We start from the raw sequence: 19674 nt of genomic DNA, 5'->3' as shown, positions 1-19674 counted from the left end.
GCTTTTCACTAATATTAGAAGTTCTTCGCGTTTGGTCCATTAAAGCCGTATTTCTCGAAAAATTCTTCTCGGAAATCACCCAGACGGTCCTCACGTATTGCCTCACGTACTTGTTCCATTAGCTTCAATAGGAAGTGTAAGTTATGATAAGTCGTTAAACGGATACCAAACGTTTCTTCTGTACGGATTAGATGACGAATATATGCGCGTGAATAGTTTTTACATGTATAGCAATCACAGTTAGGATCAATTGGTCCGAAATCACGTGCATATTTTGCATTTTTAACAACTAAACGACCTTCAGATGTCATTAATGTGCCATTACGGGCAATACGTGTTGGTAATACACAGTCAAACATATCAATACCACGAATAGCACCATCGATTAATGAGTCAGGTGAACCGACACCCATTAAATAACGTGGTTTATTCGTTGGCATTAACGGTGTTGTAAACTCTAACACTCGGTTCATAACATCCTTAGGCTCACCAACAGATAGCCCCCCAATTGCATAACCTGGGAAATCTAGCTCTACTAATGCTTCAGCAGAACGACGACGTAACTCCTCGAATTCTCCACCTTGAATGATTCCGAATAGACCTTGGTCTTCTGGACGTTTATGTGCCTCTTTACAACGTTTAGCCCAACGAGTTGTACGGTCTACTGATTGCAACATATAGTCATATGTCGCAGGGTAAGGTGGACATTCATCAAAAGCCATCATAATATCTGAGCCTAAATCATTTTGAATTTCCATCGCCTTTTCTGGACTTAAAAACAATTTGTCCCCATTCAAATGATTGCGGAAATGAACCCCTTCTTCTTCGATTTTACGGAATTGACTAAGTGAGAACACTTGGAAACCACCCGAATCTGTTAAAATCGGGCGATCCCAGTTCATAAATTTATGCAAGCCACCCGCTTCCTTAACAATATCATTACCTGGTCGTAGCCATAAATGATACGTATTTGACAGAATAATACCTGCATTCATGTCCTTTAATTCCTCAGGTGACATTGTTTTAACAGTTGCTTGTGTACCAACAGGCATAAAAGCTGGCGTTTCAAAAGAGCCATGTGGTGTATGCACGATGCCAAGGCGTGCTCCTGTTTGCTTACAAGTATGAAGTAGCTCATAACGAATTGCTGGTTGTGTCATATTATAAAAATTCCTCTCTTATCTAAAGTAAAAACAGTACTCCGATTTTTTCTTTATTCTCCTTTTGGACGAATAAACATAGCATCACCAAAGCTAAAGAAACGATATTTTTCTTCTACAGCTTGATGATATGCACTTAAAATTGATTCTCTTGTTGCAAGCGTACTAACAAGCATTACAAGGGTAGACTTTGGTAAATGGAAGTTTGTGATTAAACCATCTACAATAGTAAATTCATATCCCGGATAAATGAAAATAGACGTCCAACCTTGTTCTGCTCGCACTTCGCCTTTATATTTAGAGCCGATAGTTTCTAGTGTACGTGTAGAGGTAGTACCAACTGCAATCACTTTTCCACCATTACTCTTTACTCGATTTATGATAGATGCGGTTTCTTCCGTTACACTATAAAATTCAGCATGCATTTCGTGATTTTCAATTGAATCTACGCTTACAGGACGGAAAGTTCCAAGCCCCACATGTAAAGTGATAAATACAACTTCGACCCCTTTTGCTTTTACTTGCGCTAATAATTCTTCTGTAAAATGCAAGCCTGCAGTTGGTGCTGCAGCTGAGCCACGCTCTTTTGCATAAACGGTTTGGTAACGATCCTTGTCCTCTAATTTTTCACGAATATATGGAGGTAGTGGCATCTCACCAAGTTGCTCTAAAATTTCATAAAAAATCCCATTATATTTAAACTCAAATGTACGCCCACCATGATCAAGCTCTCCTGTACAAGTAGCTGTCAGTAAGCCATCTCCAAATGTTACAACTGTGCCGACTTTTACACGTTTGGCTGGTTTAACAAGTGTTTCCCATTCATCCGTACCTGCCATTTGCTTTAATAGCAGTACTTCTATATGAGCACCCGTTTCCTCTTTAACGCCCATTAAACGCGCTGGTAAGACCCTTGTATCATTTAACACAAGGCAGTCTCCCGCTTGTAGCTCATCTAAAATATGAGCAAAATGATGATGCTCTACATTTTTCGAGCCTGGCGTCACTACCATTAAACGACTAGCTGTACGGTCCAAAAGTGGTGTTTGTGCAATAAGCTCTTCTGGCAATTCAAAATCAAAATCTTCTACACGCATGAAAATACTTCCTTCTTCTAGGTTTGTTGGGGATATTCATATCCAAAATGTTCGTAGGCTGAATGTGTTGCCACACGTCCACGTGGCGTACGCTGTATAAAGCCAATTTGCATCAAATATGGCTCATACACATCTTCAATCGTTACACGTTCCTCGCCTATAGATGCTGCCAGCGTATCTAAGCCTACAGGGCCACCACGGAAGCGCTCAATCATATTGGTCACAAGTTTATGGTCAATATGGTCAAGCCCTCTAGGATCGACTTGTAATAGCTCAAGCGCTTGCTTAGCAAGTCCCTCCGTTATTATACCATCTCCGAGCACCTGTGCATAATCTCGCACTCGTTTTAGCAAACGGTTAGCAATACGGGGTGTACCACGCGAGCGTGTCGCCATTTCAAGTGCTGCTACTTGCTCAATCTCAACATCAAATAAATGCGCACTACGTACAACAATTTCTGCAAGTGACGTATTATCATAATACTCTAACCTCAACAACACGCCAAAGCGATCTCTTAAAGGTGCTGATAATGCGCCAGCTCTTGTTGTTGCACCAACGAGTGTAAATGGCGGTAAATCAAGTCGGACAGAACGCGCTTCAGGGCCTTTACCAACGACAATATCTAAACAAAAATCCTCCATCGCAGGATAAAGCACCTCTTCAATGGCACGAGGCAGGCGATGAATTTCATCGATAAATAGCACATCCCCTGGTTCCAGTGAGCTTAAAATAGCTGCTAAATCTCCAGGACGTTCGATCGCAGGGCCGCTAGTCATGCGCACATTGACATTCATTTCATTGGCAATAACAGCAGCTAATGTAGTTTTACCAAGTCCAGGCGGTCCATATAGCAGCACATGATCTAAACTTTCCTGACGAAGCTTTGCCGCTTCAATGAAAATTTGTAAATTCTCCTTGACCTTATGTTGACCAATGTATTGTGCTAATCTTTGTGGCCGTAAAGATAATTCAAACTGTTCATCATAGCTACCTGCTTCACTAGCAATCATACGTTCAGACATGTACTTCCCCCCCTTTCACTATTTTAACTTTAATAGCAATTGTAAAGCTTGTTTCATAAATGCATCTGTTGTTTCAAGCTTGTCGTTTTCTTCGAGCTGTGGACGTATTTTTTCTAATTCTTTTTCAGAATAACCAAGTGCCATTAAGGCAAGAATAGCTTCTTCAAGCTCATGTTTATATGGATTCACACCAAATAACGGTAGCTCATCTTCTGTACTTGGTAGCTCAATAGTCTCCAACAATCCGCTAAGTTTACCTTTTAAATCTAGAATCATTTGACGTGCCGTTTTCTTACCCACACCAGGGAACTTTACTAAAAATGATTCATCTTCTCGTTCAATGGCACTGATAACCTGTTGCGGGTTCCCAGTAGCTAAAATAGCAAGTGCACCCTTCGGTCCAATTCCTGACACTAAAATAAGTTTACGAAACAGTTCTCGCTGATCTAAATTTGGAAAGCCATATAACACTTGTGCATCCTCACGTACATGCAAGTGAACAAAAATTTGTTGTTCAAGGGCCGATGTCCGGAACGCAAATGGATTTGGTGTATTTAGCTGCCAGCCAATCCCTTGTTGTTCAAGGACGATATACTCAGGAGTTATACGCTTTACTTGTCCTTTTAAATAATCATACATTCTGTAATCCCTCACAATCATCGTCTTCGATTATAGCATATTACGAACGAATGCTCGACTATAAGAAATAACACAAGTAGTCGTTCACATAACAAAAATGACCGCCAAAAGACGGTCATTTCTTTATCATTTTATCAATATCGTACCACAATTTTGGCCAATATGTGAGGGCCCGTTTTGTAAATGGCACTAAATAATCTAAAAATACCAGTTGTTGATTTAATGGTAAATCCACTGCAAAAAGCCATTCACGTAATAGCTCATTTGGATATTTTAAACGATGTAGCTTTTTTTTATCTAATCGTTTCAACTCTGGTAGCTCAGCAAATATTTTACCAAGGTCATAATCTACGGCAGGTAATACACGATGTAACCATAAAATGTATTCATCATCAGCTTCCCCAAGGTAAGCCAAATCAAAATCAATTAAACGTAATTCCCCATCTGAGCACCATAAAAAATTATGATGGACGACATCTCCATGTAAAAGCGTTGTTTCTTTTTCAGCTACATCTTCCTGAGCGATTAGCTGTAACGATTTCTCACTATAATGTAAAATTTGATTGATTTCTTCTTTTGTTAAAAATGCACGAAATTCATTCCGTCTGCTTTTAAAACGCATATGACGCATTTGCCATTTTAAAAGCTGTGAATAGGTGTGCAAACCTGGCACCCGCTGCCAAGCAATTTTTTTATGTGTATCATGTAATGTATTTAAGAGCTTTAGTGATTCCTTCCGATCCTTTTTATGTGCAAAATTAGCACTATGACTTCCTTCTTGCCAATCTTGCACGATTAAATACTCATCTTCACTTTTCATTAAAGGTAAGATTAGCGAAGGCTCCAGATGTCCAAGTCGTCGATGTATAACCCTTACCTTTTCCGCTATTTCTATCTGCTTTGCTCGTTTCACAAAATAATTTTTGGATTGATATTTATACTTCCAAATATTAGGTTTTACTTCTTCAATGATATACGCTTTTTCACCATCGATAAGGCGTCATCCCGCCTGGAGAAAAATGCGGTGACATCCATGGTCCTACCGAAGCATGTGGCATATGGCAATGTGATGGACATGGCATTGGGCATGGTGGTGGACATGGCGGTGGACAGTAACATGGGTCCATTTGCCACGTCGGCATCATGACTGGTTGTGCATGACAACCACATGGCTGTTCCATTTCCGGCATTTGCTGATATTCAGGGCTCATAGGGAAGAATGGAGATGTACTAGATTCTAAGAATTCTCCCACCCCAGCAACTTTTTCGCATCCCATTTCACATGATGGTTGCTCTGGCATTGTATACGCCTCAACTTGCGGTTCCATAGGCATTTGCATCGGCATTTGCATTGGCATCGGCCAATACATATGATGATGCACTGGCTGATGGCAGCTTGCACAATGTGGTACCGCTGGCATTTGCGGCATGATAAAAATCGGTTGCGGCATTGGTGCTGGTGGTGGCGCCTCCGGTTGGGCTACGGGCTGTGGTTGAATTTGAATTGGAGATACAGTTTGCTCTACACTTGGCATGACAACGTTTTGATTCCAGCTAAGTTCAACAGGCGCTGGCTGAGGCATCGGCATTGGCATTGGATAAGGAATTGGAATCATCTGTGGTTCTGGCATTGGTGGTGGTGGTACAATAATTGGTGGTGGCGTTGGTCTTTGCACCTCTTTTTCTTTAACGTGCCTTGTAGGTGACTCCTTGTGCATGTGCTCCTTATGCCCCTCTTTATGGGGTTCTCTATGGCCTTGGCCTTCTCTATGGCCATCTCTATGTCCCCCCTCTCTATGTCCTTCTCTATGCATTCCCCAATCTGTTTCTCGATGATGTTCTCTATGTGGTTCTTTGTGTATTTTTTCAGGTAGGATAATTTCCATGCCCGGTACAATATAATCTGGATTAGCAAGATGGGCATTCAGCCGCTTTAAATCTTCAAACGAAACTCCGTACTCTTTCGCAATCTTCCACAATGTGTCTCCCTTTTGGACAATATGAATACGCAATTTTTTCCTCCCTTCCTCTCTTCGTATCATATGTTCAATGTTTCATTTGGATACAAAAATTTCACGCAGTTGGAAATGCTTCATGGTACACTAGTTTTAAGGAAAACTGCTTCCTTTATTACAAGCAGAGGTGATCTCTTATGAAAAAAATGTTAGGCGAAGAACGCCGACTGCAACTCCTAGCACAACTAAAAAAAAGCGCAGCACCTATAACAGGGACGGACCTAGCTAAATTCGCTAATGTTTCTAGACAAGTCATTGTCAATGATATGACATTATTAAAGGCTAGAAATGAACCTATTATTGCAACTAGCCAAGGATATCTTTATATGCATCAAGAACAATTACAGCAAACTGTTGAACGTACAATTCCTTGCTTCCACACTGCTGAGGATGCAGAAGATGAACTTATAACAATAGTTGATTGCGGTGGTACAGTAAAAAACGTTATTGTTGAACACCCAATTTATGGGGAAATTACCGCATCCATTTTGGTTTCTAACCGTCATGAGGTAAAACAATTTATTCAGCGCGTCAATGAAACACAGGCAAGTTATTTATCCGAACTAACAGGTGGTACACATCTTCATGTTATTTCTGCTCCTTCTGTTGACATTTTAGATTTAATTGAACTTACTTTACAAAAAAAGGGCTATTTAGTTGTAGATCAATAATTTAACAAACTTTCCTTAGCTGCTGGCTTTCACAAAGACTAGCAGCTTATTGAATTTAAATGGTTTACATGAACGCTCATTTAATATTTATATTGAACTTACTATTGCGATTTCAACAAAAAGAGCTATCCACTTTACTTGGATAGCTTCAAAGTTAGAGAAATCTTTTTCGTTGTGAAGATGTCGGCAATAAACATACTTCTTTTCGTCCAAAAAGACGATATCTATTTTTGGCAAATAATCGATACATTTTATTTCGTATAGATGGAGGAATTATGATGAAAATATAATTAACAGGCCAAAAACTATCTAATCTCCTACAGATTTTAAGTGCTGCTGTGGATTCAAAATATACCTTTCCCTGTTCAATTAATATGACACTATCAATATTTTCTGGTACTTTATATTGTGCAAGTAATGCCTGCCCAGCTTCACTTTGGATGGACGCAAATTGAAAATACTCTGCCTGATCATATTTGATAATAAATTGCACACTACTATCACAAAAATTGCACACTCCGTCAAACAAAATAATGCCTCCCACAATGATCCCTCCTAGCCACTTTTATTACTCGTCCGATGTTAGATAAGTAAAGTATGTACCAAGTGACTTCACCTTGCAACCAAGTGCAGCTAGTTCTTCCATAGCTCCACGCATCATAGGCTCCTTTTCATCTGCTAATACATCAATCATAAAGAAATAATCACCTAAGCCTGTTTTTAATGGTCGTGATTCGATTTTACTTAAATTTAATTGTCGCCATGCAAATACTGATAATACTTGATGTAATGCTCCTGAACGGTCCGTTGGCAATGTAATCATGAAAGTTGTCTTCGCCTGTCCATCAGATAATTCTTGTGGCAATCGTCTATTTTGCTTTGATAATACGAAGAAGCGTGTATGGTTAAAATGGAAATCATGAATATCAGGTTGAACGATTTCTAAGCCATATTTAACTGCTGCCGCTGCATTTCCAACTGCCGCAATGCACTCGTTTGGATTTTCAGATACAAATTTTGCAGCTGCTGCTGTAGATGTCGTTTGATGTAACGGAACATGGCTGAAACGATAAAATAAGTATTTATGACATTGGGCTAAAGCATGTGGATGTGAATAAACACCTGTAATCGATTCCCAATTGTCCTTTTGCGCTTTATTGACCATTAAATGCTGCTGTATTTTTAATAGAAGCTCACCTGTAACATATAGGGTCGCCTCATGGAATAAATAATCAAGCGTTAGCGATACAGATCCTTCTAAAGCATTTTCTAGTGGTACAACCGCTAAATCTACCTTCCCCTCAGCTACTGCCTCTATACATTCTGGAATTGTAGAACAAGGGACAAGCCACTCATTCGGAAAAGTTGCCTTTGTTGCTAAGTATGTAAATGATGCTTCTGGTCCTAAATAGCCAATTCGTTTTTCCCATTGTTGTTCTGTCATTACATTTACCTCCTTCACTACAACTTGTAGCTTTTGATTTTATATTAAAGTGGCTCATCACCATGACGTGGCATTGTTTTCCGTTCCAACTGCGTCCTTTCCTTAGGGCGTCCGATGAGCCGCTTTGCTCGCTCCAGAATCTCATCTGTGACGCTGATCCCCAAGGAGTCGCACAGTCGGAACAGAAATCAACTTATATACATGACAACGTTCTATCAAATAGTATCCTCAACTTCTTGATAATGAGCTTCTTAAATTTAACTAATGAAAAATTCGGAATTTTAAATCTATAAAAACCACTTTATATTTCTCCATCAAATGTTAGATTGAGACAGAATGTGAAGCTTTCCTATATGCTCTTAGCATAGAATAAGGAGCTGTCCCATGAAGCGATATCACTACACCACATGGGACTGCTCCTTTTGAGTTTACTTACATTCTGTCAAAAATTCAAGCTTGCCTTCAGTTACAGCGCACCAGAACTAATTACTTCCGCTGACTCTACAAAATCTAAACGTTTGAGTTGCTGTATTAAATCATCAAGTTCACATGTCATACTAGTTACATCTAATGACAATGTAACATTAGCACGTCCTTGAATCGGTATTGTTTGATGAATAGTCAGTACATTACAATGTGTAATTGTCACTGTTTCTAAAAGCTTTGCAAGTGTTCCTTTACGGTCCTGAAGCTGTAAAAAGACTGTTAAAATGCGTTCCTGCACAATTGAGTGAAAAGGAAATACAGCATCACGATATTTGTAAAACGCACTACGCGATAAATCCACCTGCTTTACCGCATCCCAAATGGAAGATACCGAACCACTTGAAAGTAAGTGTTTCGCCTCCAAAGTTTTTTGCATAGCATCCGTTAAAACATCTTCACGAACTAAATAATATCGCTGATTCGCAACATTCTTCATACGCTTCCCCCTAAAACCTATTCTTAGTCGACAAATTCAAATTCGAATTCCAATAAGCGTACAATATCTCCATTTTGTGCACCACGTTCACGTAATGCTTCATCGACGCCCATACCACGTAATTGACGTGCAAAACGACGTACACCGTCCTCGCGGCTGAAGTCTGTCATTTTGAAGATACGCTCAATCGCATATCCACCAAGAATGAATGTACCATCAGGATCACGAGAGATTTCGATTGAATCTGCTTCAGATTGGTGTTTGTAAAGTACCGTTGCATCTGATTCTTCATCTAGATCGTCGAATAATGGGAATTCAGGAGTCACTTCCAGTAAGTCGGCAATTTCAAATAATACCGGCTTTAAACCTTGGCGAGAAACCGCTGATACTGGGAAGATTTTCGTATCTTCTCCCACTTTTTCACGGAAAATTTCTAAGTTTTCCTCTGCATTTGGCATGTCCATTTTATTTGCCACAATAATTTGTGGACGTTCTGTTAAACGAAGATTATATTGTTTTAGCTCATCATTGATTGTTAAGTAATCTTCATAAGGATCGCGCCCTTCCATACCCGACATATCAATTACATGTACGATAACACGTGTACGTTCAATATGACGGAGGAATTGGTGACCTAGACCAACACCTTCGTGCGCACCTTCGATTAAACCTGGTAAATCGGCCATTGCAAAGCTACGATGATCATCTGTTTCAACCATTCCTAAGTTCGGTACGATTGTAGTGAAATGATAAGCACCTATTTTTGGCTTTGCCGCAGAAACAACAGATAATAATGTTGATTTACCTACACTTGGGAAGCCAACTAATCCTACATCTGCTAGTACTTTCAACTCTAATATAACATTTAATTCTTGTCCTGGCTCACCTTTTTCAGAAAGTTCTGGAGCAGGATTGGCTGGTGTTGCAAAGCGGGAATTCCCGCGGCCACCGCGACCAGCTTTTGCGATAATCGCTTGTTGACCATGCTCGACTAAATCCGCAATAACAACGCCTGTTTCTTCGTTCATTACGACTGTACCTGGTGGCACTTTAACGATTAAATCGTCTGCACGTTTACCATGCATTCCTTTACTCATACCATGCTCACCACGGTCAGCCTTGAAGTGGCGTTTGTAGCGGAAATCCATTAACGTACGCAGACCCTCTTCAACTTGAAATACAACATTCCCACCGTGACCTCCATCGCCACCAGCGGGACCACCATTCGGTACAAATTTTTCACGACGGAAGGCTACCATTCCATCCCCACCGTCGCCACCTTTTACATAAATCTTGACGTGATCGACAAACATTTAATTCACTCCCTACTTGCACTCAATACATATATCCAAGACGTATTTGTCTCTTCCACTGTTTGAATGTCGAATTGTTTCAAACCTTTTTCGGTGAATGCTTCAGCACTCCATAGCCCATTTAACGTGAATGTCACGGCAAATGTATGATCGTCAACACGTACATCGAGCACAAAGCTCTGCTCTGTAAATGGATCTAATGTATCATAAACATGCATAACTGTTTTGTTTAAGTAATCTACAACTTCCAAATCAATAGTATTTGTGACAGGCTTTTTTATCTCACCGCTTAACTTCATTGGTAATGAAGGGTAGCGCCAGCCTGCTGTTTGCAGCCATTCTATTGTTTGGGGTAATTGTAGACGATTAAGGATAGAAAATACTTGTAATTGCTCTGAATACTCTTTAATAAGTTTTTTTGATTCATCAATTCTACCTAAATCTAAATTCATGCGAATAAGCTGAAGCTGATTCACATAATCATGATTTGCAAAACGTAATACTTCACTAATGGTTAGTGATTGATTGTTCATCCCATTCACTCCAATAAAGTTATCCTTACTAGTATAACAAGTTTTGCTGTATTTTTCCCTTAATTCTTCATTGAAATTTAGCCAAAAAAAGGACTGCAATAAATGCAGTCCTCCGCTTTATGTTATCTTTTTAAAAGATTAAGCTTCTTGTGATGCTGGGTATACAGATACTTGTTTGCGATCGCGACCTAAGCGTTCGAATTTAACAACGCCGTCAACTTTAGCAAATAGTGTATCGTCACCACCACGACCTACGTTTGTACCTGGGTAAATTTTTGTACCGCGTTGACGGTAAAGAATTGAACCACCAGTTACGAATTGGCCATCAGCACGTTTAGCACCAAGGCGTTTTGACTCAGAGTCACGTCCGTTTTTAGTAGAACCTACACCTTTTTTCGATGCGAAAAATTGTAAGTCTAAAGTTAATAATAATTTCATTCCGTTCCACCTCCTACTTGGTTGTAGTTGATTTGGATGTATTGTCCGTAATTTTGCACCATCGAATACACTTGGGCAGTCATTACTTGGACAATTAACTGTAGTTTCGCATCAATCTCAGGCTCTAATTCTGACGGTAAGTTTACCTTAAGATAACCTCCACCTTCAGCAGCTTGTTCGATTTCTGGCTGTAATTGTAATAGTGCATAAATAGCATTTACTGTACCAATGGCAATTGTAGATGCCCCAGCACATACTAAATCCTTACCAGATTCATCGTATTCTGCATGTCCTGAAAATTCAAATGCTGACACATGTCTATTTTCATCGTGATGAATCGTAACTTGTATCATTCGCTACACCTCACAATTAAGCGTTGATAGCTTCAACAACTAATTTTGTGTAAGGTTGACGGTGACCTTGTTTACGACGGTAGTTCTTTTTAGCTTTCAATTTGAAAACAACGATTTTTTTCGCACGGCCTTCTTTAACAACTTTAGCTGTTACAGTAGCGCCTTCTACGAATGGAGCTCCAACTTTAACGTTTTCGCCACCAACGAATAAAACTTTATCGAAAGTTACAACCTCGTCAGCTTCTACACCTAATTTTTCAACATAGATTTCTTGACCAGCTTCTACTTTGATTTGTTTACCACCAGTTTCAATAATTGCGTACATTTTACTGCACCTCCTCTTAGACTCAGACTCGCCTGTTTATAAAGGTGATCCTACGATACTTAAACCTTTCCAGTGCGGTTGCAGTAGCACAGGTGCTACAAACAATAACATTAAAATATTACCACAAGATTTTTTTTAAGTCAATCTATTCATTACATATTTCTCGAATGCTAAACGATATTTTCGATAATTCCATTCCTTAAACACTTGAAGCCATATAAATAAACATAAAATTGCTAAAAAAATAGATTGTGGAAGGTAACATAAAGTTACCATGAATAGTATAAAGGCAATTAAAAGAGAAAACCAGTAGTAATATTCAAATGCACGAACACTTGGATTGAATAAAAATAAGCATGCTAAAAATATTCTACCACCGTCTAACGGAATAATCGGTAAAACATTGATTGCTAATAGCACAAGTTGCACATTAATAAGTTTAGTAGCAAGCAGTTCTGGCATAAAAAAAGCGAGGCCAATCCCTAATATTGTAGCGATTGGTCCCCCTAAGGCAATCCAAAGGAGTGACGTTGCAGGCACAACCGCTGGATTTTCAAATTCTATTTCCCCTCCGTAAGGTGTAATAACGCATGATTTTACTTTTACGCCACAAAACATTGCCGTTAACAAATGACCAGCTTCATGCCATAATAACGAAGATAAAATAATGGCGTAATAAGCGATTTGGCCAGTAAAAATCATTAAAAATACGAGAGGGATGCATAGAAGATGTAGTTTAATTTTCATTGGACGCCGCTGTTTCAAGCCACTGTACAATCTGCTCTAAGCTATATTGTGTCTTATCTTTTTCAATCGAAATATAGAGTTGTCCCGCCTCTTTCATGCCGATTAAATCGTTTGCCTGCACCGTTGTATATGGAAGTTGTGCTAAACTATCCAGCATACCATAGGATACTGTTGTACCATCACCATAGCTTATTGTCATTGTCTTACCGGTATACTTTGTATGCCCTGTAAAAACGACAAGTCCATTCTTTCCAGCATAAACCGGTAGGCCCATGTCATATTGCAATAAAAAACCTTCCTTAAAAACTTGCGCATTGGCAAATGATAATAGTTCAGTTTGCCCAACATCACTCGAAACTAAAATTGTTGTATCCTCTTTATTTAGCCAGCTTTGTCCGAGCTCACTTAAGTAGGTTAAATCCGCTGATGTTGTAACAAGTTTCCTCACAGGTGTTTCCAATACACCTTGATCCTCTAAACGTATTACAAGTATAATTGCGGCCACAAGCATTATTGTGACCAACCATTTCCATTTTTTAAACAAGCCCTCATCCTTTTTTCACACTATATGAGATTGCATGTCCATTCATGCACAAGAAAAAAACCTTCTCGTACAAATGCACGAAAAGGCTGATGATTATTTAGAAAATAACGCTTTTAGTTTTGAAAATACACCTCTATTTTCATCTTCAATGGCCATAAGTGGCACAGATTCGCCAAGTATTCGACGGGCAATATTACGATAGCCTAGAGATGCTTTATTAGTAGGATCCATTACTACTGGTTCACCTTTATTGGATGATGAAATAACCCCTTCATTATCTACGATGATCCCTAATAAATCGATAGACAAATGTGTTGTAATTTCATTAACATCCAACGTATCACCGCTTTTCATCATATGCTGGCGAATGCGGTTAATAATTAGTTTAGGTGCAGTAATTTCTTCCTGTTCGAGCAAGCCAATAATTCGATCTGCATCACGAACGGCAGAGATTTCTGGTGTTGTTACAACAATTGCATGATCTGCACCAGCAACAGCATTGCGATAGCCTTGTTCAATGCCCGCTGGACAGTCTATTAAAACATAGTCATAGTCTCTTTTTAATTCTTCTACTAACCTCTTCATCTGCTCAGGTTTAACAGCATTTTTATCTGTTGTTTGAGCAGCAGGTAATAAAAATAGTTTCTCATCTACACGTTTATCTTTAATTAACGCTTGATGAATCTTACAGCGCCCTTCAACAACGTCTACTAAATCATAAATAATCCGATTCTCAAGACCTAAAATTACGTCCAAATTACGAAGTCCAATATCGGTATCTACTAAACATACTTTCTTACCTTGTAGAGCCAATGCAGTCCCCAGGTTAGCTGTTGTCGTTGTTTTTCCGACACCGCCTTTACCTGAAGTTATGACGATCGCTTCTCCCACACTAGCTACCTCCCTTAGACACATTTAATAATGGTCGAATATTTTTTAACGAGTGAATTTGATCGTACGTAATGCGTCCATCCAAGCCAATAAATGCACAAGTCATCTCTTCATGTTTAATTGCTTTTACATGTTCGTCCGACATCACCTGAACCTGATCAGCAATCATAATATGTGTGGCTTCAAAAAGAGATGCTGCAATGATTGCCTCCTTATTACCATGAACACCAGCATGCGCAATGCCCTTGAGTTTACCTAGGACATACACATTGCCACCCGCTTCTACACGTCCGTTCGGATTGACATTCCCTACGATAATAATATCTCCTGACGAACGCAGAACTTGACCCGATCTGACCACACCAATATATGTATCTTGTTGACTTTCAATCCTTTTCTGGTTGCTCTCATGGACAGTCAGTACTTCACTTTGCACCTTTGAAACAATTAATTGCTCAGTTTCCTGAACAATTTTAATAAGCTCTTTGATTTGTTCAGCAGAACAGTATCGATAGCCCAAATATAATTGTACATCTACTTTACTATCGATACCGCTTTCTGACACTTTCTTTTTAAGCTCTTCTACTAAATCGACATACGAACATTGATCGTCTAAACGAAGAACAAATCCATCCTTTGTCCCCTTCATATTAACTAACTGTTTTTTCATGAATGCCTCACCCCACGTTGTTCTTTATTAAGAAACTTCACGTGCTCTCTGCAAGACACGCGCATTAATTAGATACTTGAAGGCCCAACCAAGAATCATTAAAAACAGTGCATTTGCAATGATCGTTGGCAGCAGTCGTGAACGTAAAAATTCCGATAATGGGATCGTTGTAAAGTCAATAAGATAGAAGAATTGATAGAGTATAAATTCTAAAATTGCTACTAAAACAACTGAAATCGTCGTTGTCACAACTAAGTGCTGATGAATAACTTTCACAATAGACCCTGCTAAAAAACAAATAAGCGGAAACAGTACTGAATATAATCCAATAATATCAATGTAAAACACATCATACAAGACACCAAAAAAAAGTCCATACATTACCGCTCGCTGACGGCTATAATAGATGGATATAAATATTAAATATAAGATTAAAAATCTCGGAACTAAATAAAAGATTTGCCCTTTCACTTCAATCGGTGAAAACATAGCAAACTCCGGTTCTACCAAAAATAGTAAAACTGCCACAGAGGGGATGAGAAACCGAACCATTATTCCGCCTCCTCTTTACCCTTTTGTGGATGTGTTAAATCCTTGTTCGATGTATTACCATCAGATCCATCTATTACAGTAGCGGAACGTTTAGCAATAACAACATAGTCTAAAATTGAAAAATCAGCAGCTGGTTTAACATAGGCCATTTTTGTTAAGCCAAAATCATCTGTACTTACTTCAGTTATTTCTCCGATTGGCACATTTTTAGGGAAAATACCGCCAAGTCCTGATGAAACAACTTGCTGACCCTTTTTAACTGTTAAACTTGAATCGATTCGCTTCATGATGAGTTCATTACGCTCTTTATCATAGCCCTCGATTAAACCGTATGCTTGTTTATCTCCTTGAACCATCGCCGAAACACGATAGTTTGGATTATTTGTATATAAAAGCTCTACCTCAGAGGTGAAAGGTGTCACTAAAGTAACTTTACCGACTAACCCTTTTGCTGTCATAACTGCCATATTTTTTTCTACACCGTGTGAAGATCCTTTATCTAAAATAATCTTTTCTTCCCACTGGTCAGGATTTCTAGCAATAACTGTGGCATGAATCGGATCATAAGCTTTTAAACTTTCCGATTTGTCCGTAAGCTCTTGAAACTTTTTAATATCAGATTTCAAGTCCGATGCCTCAGCTTGTACGGCTGCAAATTCATCTAAGCGTGCTTTTAAACGTTTATTTTCTTCGTACGTGTTTAAGAGGGAATCAATACTATTAAAAACACCAGTAATATAATTCGCCGGCTTCGCAACAACAGATTGTGCGACGCCGACAGTGTCTTTAATAATTTGCTCTGGTAAAGTTGCATTCGTCCGTTCACGTAATGAGAAGCTAATCAATGCCACAAGAAAAACCATGCCTACGAGCAGCAAAATTAATTTCTTATTGAAAAAAAAATGTGGCATTGCCTAAACCTCCTTACCCTTTAACTTGTTGTTGACGAATTAAATCAATATGTTCTAGAGCTTTACCTGTACCAATAGCAACACAGTCCAGTGGATCTTCTGCGATAAATACTGGCATATTAGTTTCTTGGCTAATAACTTTGTCTAAATTCGTTAATAGCGCACCACCACCTGTTAGTACAATTCCGCGTTCCATTACGTCTGCAGATAATTCAGGAGGTGTTTGTTCAAGGGTTTTTCGAACACCATCAATAATAGATGCTACCGCCTCACGTAAAGATTCAGAAATCTCCTGTGAAGAAATTTCGATCGTTTTTGGTAAACCTGTTAAAAGGTCGCGTCCTCTAATTTCCATTCTTTCTTCTGGGCCCTCAGCCAATGCTGTACCAATTTCCATTTTTACTGCTTCCGCAGTACGTTCACCAATTGTTAAGTTATATGATTTACGAATATACGAAATGATAGATTGGTCCATTGCATCCCCGCCAACACGCACGGATTCACTTGTTACAATACCACCTAATGAAATAACCGCTACCTCTGTTGTACCACCACCGATATCAACGACCATTGACCCTGTTGGATCCCATACTGGTAAGTTCGAACCGATTGCCGCTGCAAATGGCTCTTCAATTGTAAATGCTTCTTTAGCACCTGCTTGGCGAGCAGCATCAATAACCGCACGTTGTTCAACCGATGTAATACCGTAAGGCACACAAATCATAACATTCGGTTTTTTCCAATTGCCACCAGAATTTTTACAAGCTTCTTTTAAATAGTATTCTATCATTGCTGTAGTAATATCAAAATCAGCAATAACGCCATCTTTCATAGGACGGATTGCTACGATTGACCCAGGTGTACGACCAATCATATTTTTCGCATCATTACCAACTGCAACAATATCTCCCGTTTTTGTATTTTTCGCTACAACTGAAGGTTCGCGTAAAACGATTCCCTTCCCTTTAATAAACACTAATGTATTCGCTGTGCCAAGGTCAATCCCGACATCTTTACTTCCTAATCCAAACAATTTGTGTACTCCCTTTCTATTTAAGCCATACTTTCGTTGACATCAACTGCACCCAGGCGTATTTCCTCCCGAGTCTCTATCTTCATTCACCCAGTGTTAGACACCTACTGAAAAAAACTACACACACTCATTTATCTCACACCTGTTGGAGTGAGAGTCTTTTTCTGAATAAAAATAAAATCATACCGTTCATTATAACGGAAAAACGCAAGAATTTGTAGTGCCACATACCTCTTCTCGCGGAAAAGATACTATTTTAATTCCCACCCAAACAAAAATAGTATGTATAGATTAGCATATAATTTTTATTCTTGTAAGACAACGTGTAATAGGTTACCAATTTTTGTGAATATTATAGACATTTCTACGAATACAGTAACGTTTTCTATCAGAAAAGGTTCGCTAATATTTTTAGTTTTCCGCAAAATATTACAAAATATTTATTTTTAAAATAATAAAGCGATTTGATTATTTTATCCAATTTAAGGAAATATAAAAACTCTGCAAAATACATTGCAGAGTTCAATTATGCCCCGGCATAATTGCGTGACATCCTCCGGAGGCTTGAACTTCTTTCAGCGGATGTTTGACACCCGCAAAAAGAAGTTAAAAATATCCTTTTTCTTTCAAACTAATGAACTGATGATCACCGATGATAAGATGATCAATTAATTCTATGCCTATAATATAACCAGCCTCTAAAATTCTTCTCGTTACTTCAATATCCTCATCACTAGGTGTTGGAACACCGCTAGATAGCAATAGGTAAGGCTTTGAAATTATCGCCACCTTTTCCCCTGCTCCACACCGTGCATGCAACTTTCATCGCACACGGCGTTCCATCGTTCATTACATTCTTTCATTTTTCTCAAACCACGATTCGGTCATTATTCCTTACGTGTTAAATTGCTTCGTTTCCAACCATTTTTCTTAATTGATTGATTTTGTTTCGTTGTTCGTCATTTGGCTTTATTAAATCTGTATATTTTCGAATGGTTTCGTCGGATGTCGCATGAATGAGTCTGTGTACATCTCTTGATAACAAAACTAAGTTCACATATCGGTCATCCTTCGTTTCATACCATAATGTTTTATGATGACAATCCATTTCGGTTAAAATTAATTCATCACCCATGACAGCACATTTCCCATTTTGTGCGACAAATAGGGATATACGGTTATCATTTAATTCAATGGTTGCACGTTCATTTGTGATGGGGTGTTCCCGTAACCATTGAAGCTGCCATTCAGGTACACTGTGTTGATTTTGGTGAATCAATGCACGACCTTCAGGGGTAAATTTACAAACACCATTTCGGCATCAATGCCGTTCTGGTTCGAATAAAGCCAATGGGAATAATGGGGTAATCATTGATATACCTCGTCATTTCTGACTTTAAGTACGGTCGAATGCCTTTATCAGTAATACGGTATCCTTTTGAGTGTTTCTTTAAGGACAAATATTTAAAGCGGTGTCGCTCTACTTGTGTCAATTGATATTGAATCGGCATCAAACTCGCATTGACTTGCGTGGCGATTTGATAGTAATTATGAATACCAATGACCATACTGTTGTAGATTTGAAGTTGCTTTATAAGTTCTGTCCCATTAGGTGCTCGTTGGATGGCATTGATTTGATTTTTCAATTGGTCTTTAATACGCTTTCTCGCCTTTTCCGTGATGTGCGATTGACAAACAAATTTCTTAAATGTTTCAGTCATGCCATAATATTCGGCATGGCGAAGTCTCGTGTTTTTCATTCTAGATGAATCTTTTTGAAGTTTTCGCTCAAGGTGCATCACGCTCCATTTGTTGGCTCGTGACCTTTTTAGTCATACGAGAATCCTTGAAGGTTTGAGTTAAAATCACGTAAACAAACGACTTGAGGCTATCGCTCCATTTCCATTACAGAAACTTCAACGCTCATGCCTCTACTCTCACTACCATAAAAGAAAGTTATAGAGAAGCCTCTTTTACTTTCCACCACTTCATTACGTGTGTCCGCTCCATGTTGGTAGCTTTCCACGTTCCCTTCACTCTATCCATGTCCTAACTTAGGTGCTAGCTCTTACCTGGCGTCCTCTCCACCGCCTATAACGGTGCATGGAGCTTTCGAAACCACCATACTTACTCGCCCATGGAACGCGCTTGTCTCTTTCAACAAGCCCACTCATTTCTAAGTGCTCGCCACTCACAGATAGTACATTCGCTAGTTCGTCAGTGTTGTACCACATTCTTACCATATTAGGTTTTTAGCGACTCCCGACCTATCCGCTACAGCCCCTACCTCTAGGTGCATTTCGGTTACTAAAATTTCTAGTACTACGGTAGCGTTCAGCCGACTTCACCGAGCTTCATACGGTGTTCTTCTACACACTTAAACACCGCATGTCG

At 39.1% G+C, this 19674-nt stretch carries 24 protein-coding genes, 1 pseudogene and 1 other annotated feature; of the genes and pseudogenes, 1 reads left to right on the top strand and 24 read right to left on the bottom strand.

From position 1 onward, the window contains the following. Window positions 1-14 precede the first annotated feature (14 nt). The 6 genes from tgt to ACIPKN_RS02170 form a co-directional block, all read right to left on the bottom strand. Entirely contained in the window at window positions 15-1160 is a 1146-nt protein-coding gene (tgt, locus tag ACIPKN_RS02195; RefSeq protein WP_132356976.1) for a tRNA guanosine(34) transglycosylase Tgt, read from the bottom strand. A 53-nt stretch (window positions 1161-1213) separates the two neighbouring features. After that, complete coding sequence (gene queA, locus ACIPKN_RS02190) at window positions 1214-2257, bottom strand: tRNA preQ1(34) S-adenosylmethionine ribosyltransferase-isomerase QueA (RefSeq protein WP_400932957.1); 1044 nt, start codon at window positions 2255-2257, stop codon at window positions 1214-1216. A gap of 17 nt (window positions 2258-2274) precedes the next feature. Further along, window positions 2275-3279: a Holliday junction branch migration DNA helicase RuvB gene (gene ruvB, locus ACIPKN_RS02185; RefSeq protein WP_400932955.1), complete on the bottom strand. Its 1005-nt coding sequence runs from the start codon at window positions 3277-3279 to the stop codon at window positions 2275-2277. Window positions 3280-3297: 18 nt separating this feature from the next. Continuing rightward, a complete protein-coding gene (ruvA, locus tag ACIPKN_RS02180; protein WP_400932953.1) occupies window positions 3298-3918 on the bottom strand; it encodes a Holliday junction branch migration protein RuvA in 621 nt (206 codons plus the stop codon). Window positions 3919-4033: 115 nt separating this feature from the next. After that, entirely contained in the window at window positions 4034-4831 is a 798-nt protein-coding gene (locus ACIPKN_RS02175) for a phosphotransferase (protein WP_400932951.1), read from the bottom strand. A gap of 70 nt (window positions 4832-4901) precedes the next feature. Continuing rightward, on the bottom strand, window positions 4902-5930 hold the full coding sequence (locus ACIPKN_RS02170; protein WP_400932948.1) for a LysM peptidoglycan-binding domain-containing protein: 1029 nt from the start codon (window positions 5928-5930) through the stop codon (window positions 4902-4904). Between the two features lie 140 nt (window positions 5931-6070). On the opposite strand from ACIPKN_RS02170, the gene ACIPKN_RS02165 reads away from it, so the two are divergent. Then, the gene (locus ACIPKN_RS02165; RefSeq protein WP_400932946.1) at window positions 6071-6604 is read left to right on the top strand and encodes a transcription repressor NadR; all 534 of its coding nucleotides are present in this window, start codon (window positions 6071-6073) and stop codon (window positions 6602-6604) included. 154 nt (window positions 6605-6758) lie between these two features. On the opposite strand, the gene ACIPKN_RS02160 is transcribed toward ACIPKN_RS02165, so the two are convergent. From ACIPKN_RS02160 to ACIPKN_RS02075, 18 genes and pseudogenes are all read right to left on the bottom strand, one after another. Next, window positions 6759-7148 (bottom strand): thiol-disulfide oxidoreductase DCC family protein, encoded by a 390-nt coding sequence (locus ACIPKN_RS02160; protein ID WP_400932944.1) that lies wholly within the window; start codon window positions 7146-7148, stop codon window positions 6759-6761. A gap of 24 nt (window positions 7149-7172) precedes the next feature. Then, window positions 7173-8048, bottom strand: a complete 876-nt coding sequence (pheA, locus tag ACIPKN_RS02155; RefSeq protein ID WP_248716680.1) for a prephenate dehydratase — start codon at window positions 8046-8048, stop codon at window positions 7173-7175. A 466-nt stretch (window positions 8049-8514) separates the two neighbouring features. Beyond that, window positions 8515-8970 carry an ACT domain-containing protein gene (locus ACIPKN_RS02150; protein ID WP_053484814.1) on the bottom strand — a complete coding sequence of 152 codons (456 nt, stop codon included), beginning with the start codon at window positions 8968-8970 and terminating at the stop codon, window positions 8515-8517. Window positions 8971-8993: 23 nt separating this feature from the next. Next, a complete protein-coding gene (gene obgE, locus ACIPKN_RS02145) occupies window positions 8994-10283 on the bottom strand; it encodes a GTPase ObgE (protein ID WP_142509013.1) in 1290 nt (429 codons plus the stop codon). Window positions 10284-10288: 5 nt separating this feature from the next. Further along, window positions 10289-10816, bottom strand: coding sequence for a Spo0B domain-containing protein (locus tag ACIPKN_RS02140; protein ID WP_400932941.1), 528 nt, complete (start codon window positions 10814-10816; stop codon window positions 10289-10291). A gap of 138 nt (window positions 10817-10954) precedes the next feature. Beyond that, complete coding sequence (gene rpmA, locus ACIPKN_RS02135) at window positions 10955-11254, bottom strand: 50S ribosomal protein L27 (protein ID WP_132356986.1); 300 nt, start codon at window positions 11252-11254, stop codon at window positions 10955-10957. Beyond that, entirely contained in the window at window positions 11251-11607 is a 357-nt protein-coding gene (locus ACIPKN_RS02130; protein ID WP_132356987.1) for a ribosomal-processing cysteine protease Prp, read from the bottom strand. The genes rpmA and ACIPKN_RS02130 overlap by 4 nt, the downstream gene beginning before the upstream one ends. Window positions 11608-11623: 16 nt before the next feature. Then, window positions 11624-11932: a 50S ribosomal protein L21 gene (rplU, locus tag ACIPKN_RS02125; protein WP_036124117.1), complete on the bottom strand. Its 309-nt coding sequence runs from the start codon at window positions 11930-11932 to the stop codon at window positions 11624-11626. Between the two features lie 14 nt (window positions 11933-11946). Further along, window positions 11947-12022 (bottom strand) — a sequence feature (ribosomal protein L21 leader region). Window positions 12023-12067: 45 nt separating this feature from the next. Next, window positions 12068-12679, bottom strand: a complete 612-nt coding sequence (locus tag ACIPKN_RS02120) for a zinc metalloprotease (protein WP_400932938.1) — start codon at window positions 12677-12679, stop codon at window positions 12068-12070. Further along, window positions 12669-13223 (bottom strand): peptidoglycan DD-metalloendopeptidase family protein, encoded by a 555-nt coding sequence (locus ACIPKN_RS02115; protein WP_400932936.1) that lies wholly within the window; start codon window positions 13221-13223, stop codon window positions 12669-12671. The genes ACIPKN_RS02120 and ACIPKN_RS02115 overlap by 11 nt, the downstream gene beginning before the upstream one ends. Window positions 13224-13316: 93 nt before the next feature. Then, complete coding sequence (gene minD, locus ACIPKN_RS02110; protein ID WP_400932934.1) at window positions 13317-14114, bottom strand: septum site-determining protein MinD; 798 nt, start codon at window positions 14112-14114, stop codon at window positions 13317-13319. A gap of 1 nt (window position 14115) precedes the next feature. Continuing rightward, window positions 14116-14784: a septum site-determining protein MinC gene (minC, locus tag ACIPKN_RS02105; protein ID WP_400932932.1), complete on the bottom strand. Its 669-nt coding sequence runs from the start codon at window positions 14782-14784 to the stop codon at window positions 14116-14118. Window positions 14785-14811: 27 nt separating this feature from the next. Beyond that, complete coding sequence (mreD, locus tag ACIPKN_RS02100) at window positions 14812-15336, bottom strand: rod shape-determining protein MreD (protein WP_142509018.1); 525 nt, start codon at window positions 15334-15336, stop codon at window positions 14812-14814. Further along, window positions 15336-16247, bottom strand: coding sequence for a rod shape-determining protein MreC (gene mreC, locus ACIPKN_RS02095; RefSeq protein ID WP_400932929.1), 912 nt, complete (start codon window positions 16245-16247; stop codon window positions 15336-15338). Before mreC ends, mreD begins: the two co-directional genes overlap by 1 nt. A gap of 13 nt (window positions 16248-16260) precedes the next feature. Next, the gene (locus tag ACIPKN_RS02090) at window positions 16261-17280 is read right to left on the bottom strand and encodes a rod shape-determining protein (protein WP_132356994.1); all 1020 of its coding nucleotides are present in this window, start codon (window positions 17278-17280) and stop codon (window positions 16261-16263) included. A 606-nt stretch (window positions 17281-17886) separates the two neighbouring features. Continuing rightward, window positions 17887-18033 (bottom strand): annotated as a pseudogene (locus ACIPKN_RS02085) (JAB domain-containing protein); the annotation flags it as partial. 148 nt (window positions 18034-18181) lie between these two features. Next, window positions 18182-18559, bottom strand: a complete 378-nt coding sequence (locus ACIPKN_RS02080; protein ID WP_400932926.1) for a hypothetical protein — start codon at window positions 18557-18559, stop codon at window positions 18182-18184. 22 nt (window positions 18560-18581) lie between these two features. Then, entirely contained in the window at window positions 18582-19079 is a 498-nt protein-coding gene (locus tag ACIPKN_RS02075) for a hypothetical protein (protein WP_400932924.1), read from the bottom strand. Window positions 19080-19674 lie beyond the last annotated feature (595 nt).

It is taken from the genome of Lysinibacillus sp. NPDC086135 (assembly GCF_044746345.1).
Lineage (GTDB): Bacteria > Bacillota > Bacilli > Bacillales_A > Planococcaceae > Lysinibacillus.
The sequence above is the reverse complement of the archived record's forward strand: the minus strand, read 5'-3'. Positions and strand labels throughout refer to the sequence as shown.

What these genes read in the sequence shown, in the direction of transcription:
- tgt (WP_132356976.1), bottom strand. Translation starts at nt 1,160, where the DNA reads ATGACACAACCAGCAATTCGTTATGAGCTACTTCATACTTGTAAGCAA.
- queA (WP_400932957.1), bottom strand. Translation starts at nt 2,257, where the DNA reads ATGCGTGTAGAAGATTTTGATTTTGAATTGCCAGAAGAGCTTATTGCA.
- ruvB (WP_400932955.1), bottom strand. Translation starts at nt 3,279, where the DNA reads ATGTCTGAACGTATGATTGCTAGTGAAGCAGGTAGCTATGATGAACAG.
- ruvA (WP_400932953.1), bottom strand. Translation starts at nt 3,918, where the DNA reads ATGTATGATTATTTAAAAGGACAAGTAAAGCGTATAACTCCTGAGTAT.
- ACIPKN_RS02165 (WP_400932946.1), top strand. Translation starts at nt 6,071, where the DNA reads ATGAAAAAAATGTTAGGCGAAGAACGCCGACTGCAACTCCTAGCACAA.
- pheA (WP_248716680.1), bottom strand. Translation starts at nt 8,048, where the DNA reads ATGACAGAACAACAATGGGAAAAACGAATTGGCTATTTAGGACCAGAA.
- ACIPKN_RS02150 (WP_053484814.1), bottom strand. Translation starts at nt 8,970, where the DNA reads ATGAAGAATGTTGCGAATCAGCGATATTATTTAGTTCGTGAAGATGTT.
- obgE (WP_142509013.1), bottom strand. Translation starts at nt 10,283, where the DNA reads ATGTTTGTCGATCACGTCAAGATTTATGTAAAAGGTGGCGACGGTGGG.
- ACIPKN_RS02140 (WP_400932941.1), bottom strand. Translation starts at nt 10,816, where the DNA reads ATGAACAATCAATCACTAACCATTAGTGAAGTATTACGTTTTGCAAAT.
- rpmA (WP_132356986.1), bottom strand. Translation starts at nt 11,254, where the DNA reads ATGAAATTATTATTAACTTTAGACTTACAATTTTTCGCATCGAAAAAA.
- ACIPKN_RS02130 (WP_132356987.1), bottom strand. Translation starts at nt 11,607, where the DNA reads ATGATACAAGTTACGATTCATCACGATGAAAATAGACATGTGTCAGCA.
- rplU (WP_036124117.1), bottom strand. Translation starts at nt 11,932, where the DNA reads ATGTACGCAATTATTGAAACTGGTGGTAAACAAATCAAAGTAGAAGCT.
- ACIPKN_RS02120 (WP_400932938.1), bottom strand. Translation starts at nt 12,679, where the DNA reads ATGAAAATTAAACTACATCTTCTATGCATCCCTCTCGTATTTTTAATG.
- minC (WP_400932932.1), bottom strand. Translation starts at nt 14,784, where the DNA reads ATGAAAAAACAGTTAGTTAATATGAAGGGGACAAAGGATGGATTTGTT.
- mreD (WP_142509018.1), bottom strand. Translation starts at nt 15,336, where the DNA reads ATGGTTCGGTTTCTCATCCCCTCTGTGGCAGTTTTACTATTTTTGGTA.
- mreC (WP_400932929.1), bottom strand. Translation starts at nt 16,247, where the DNA reads ATGCCACATTTTTTTTTCAATAAGAAATTAATTTTGCTGCTCGTAGGC.
- ACIPKN_RS02075 (WP_400932924.1), bottom strand. Translation starts at nt 19,079, where the DNA reads ATGCACCTTGAGCGAAAACTTCAAAAAGATTCATCTAGAATGAAAAAC.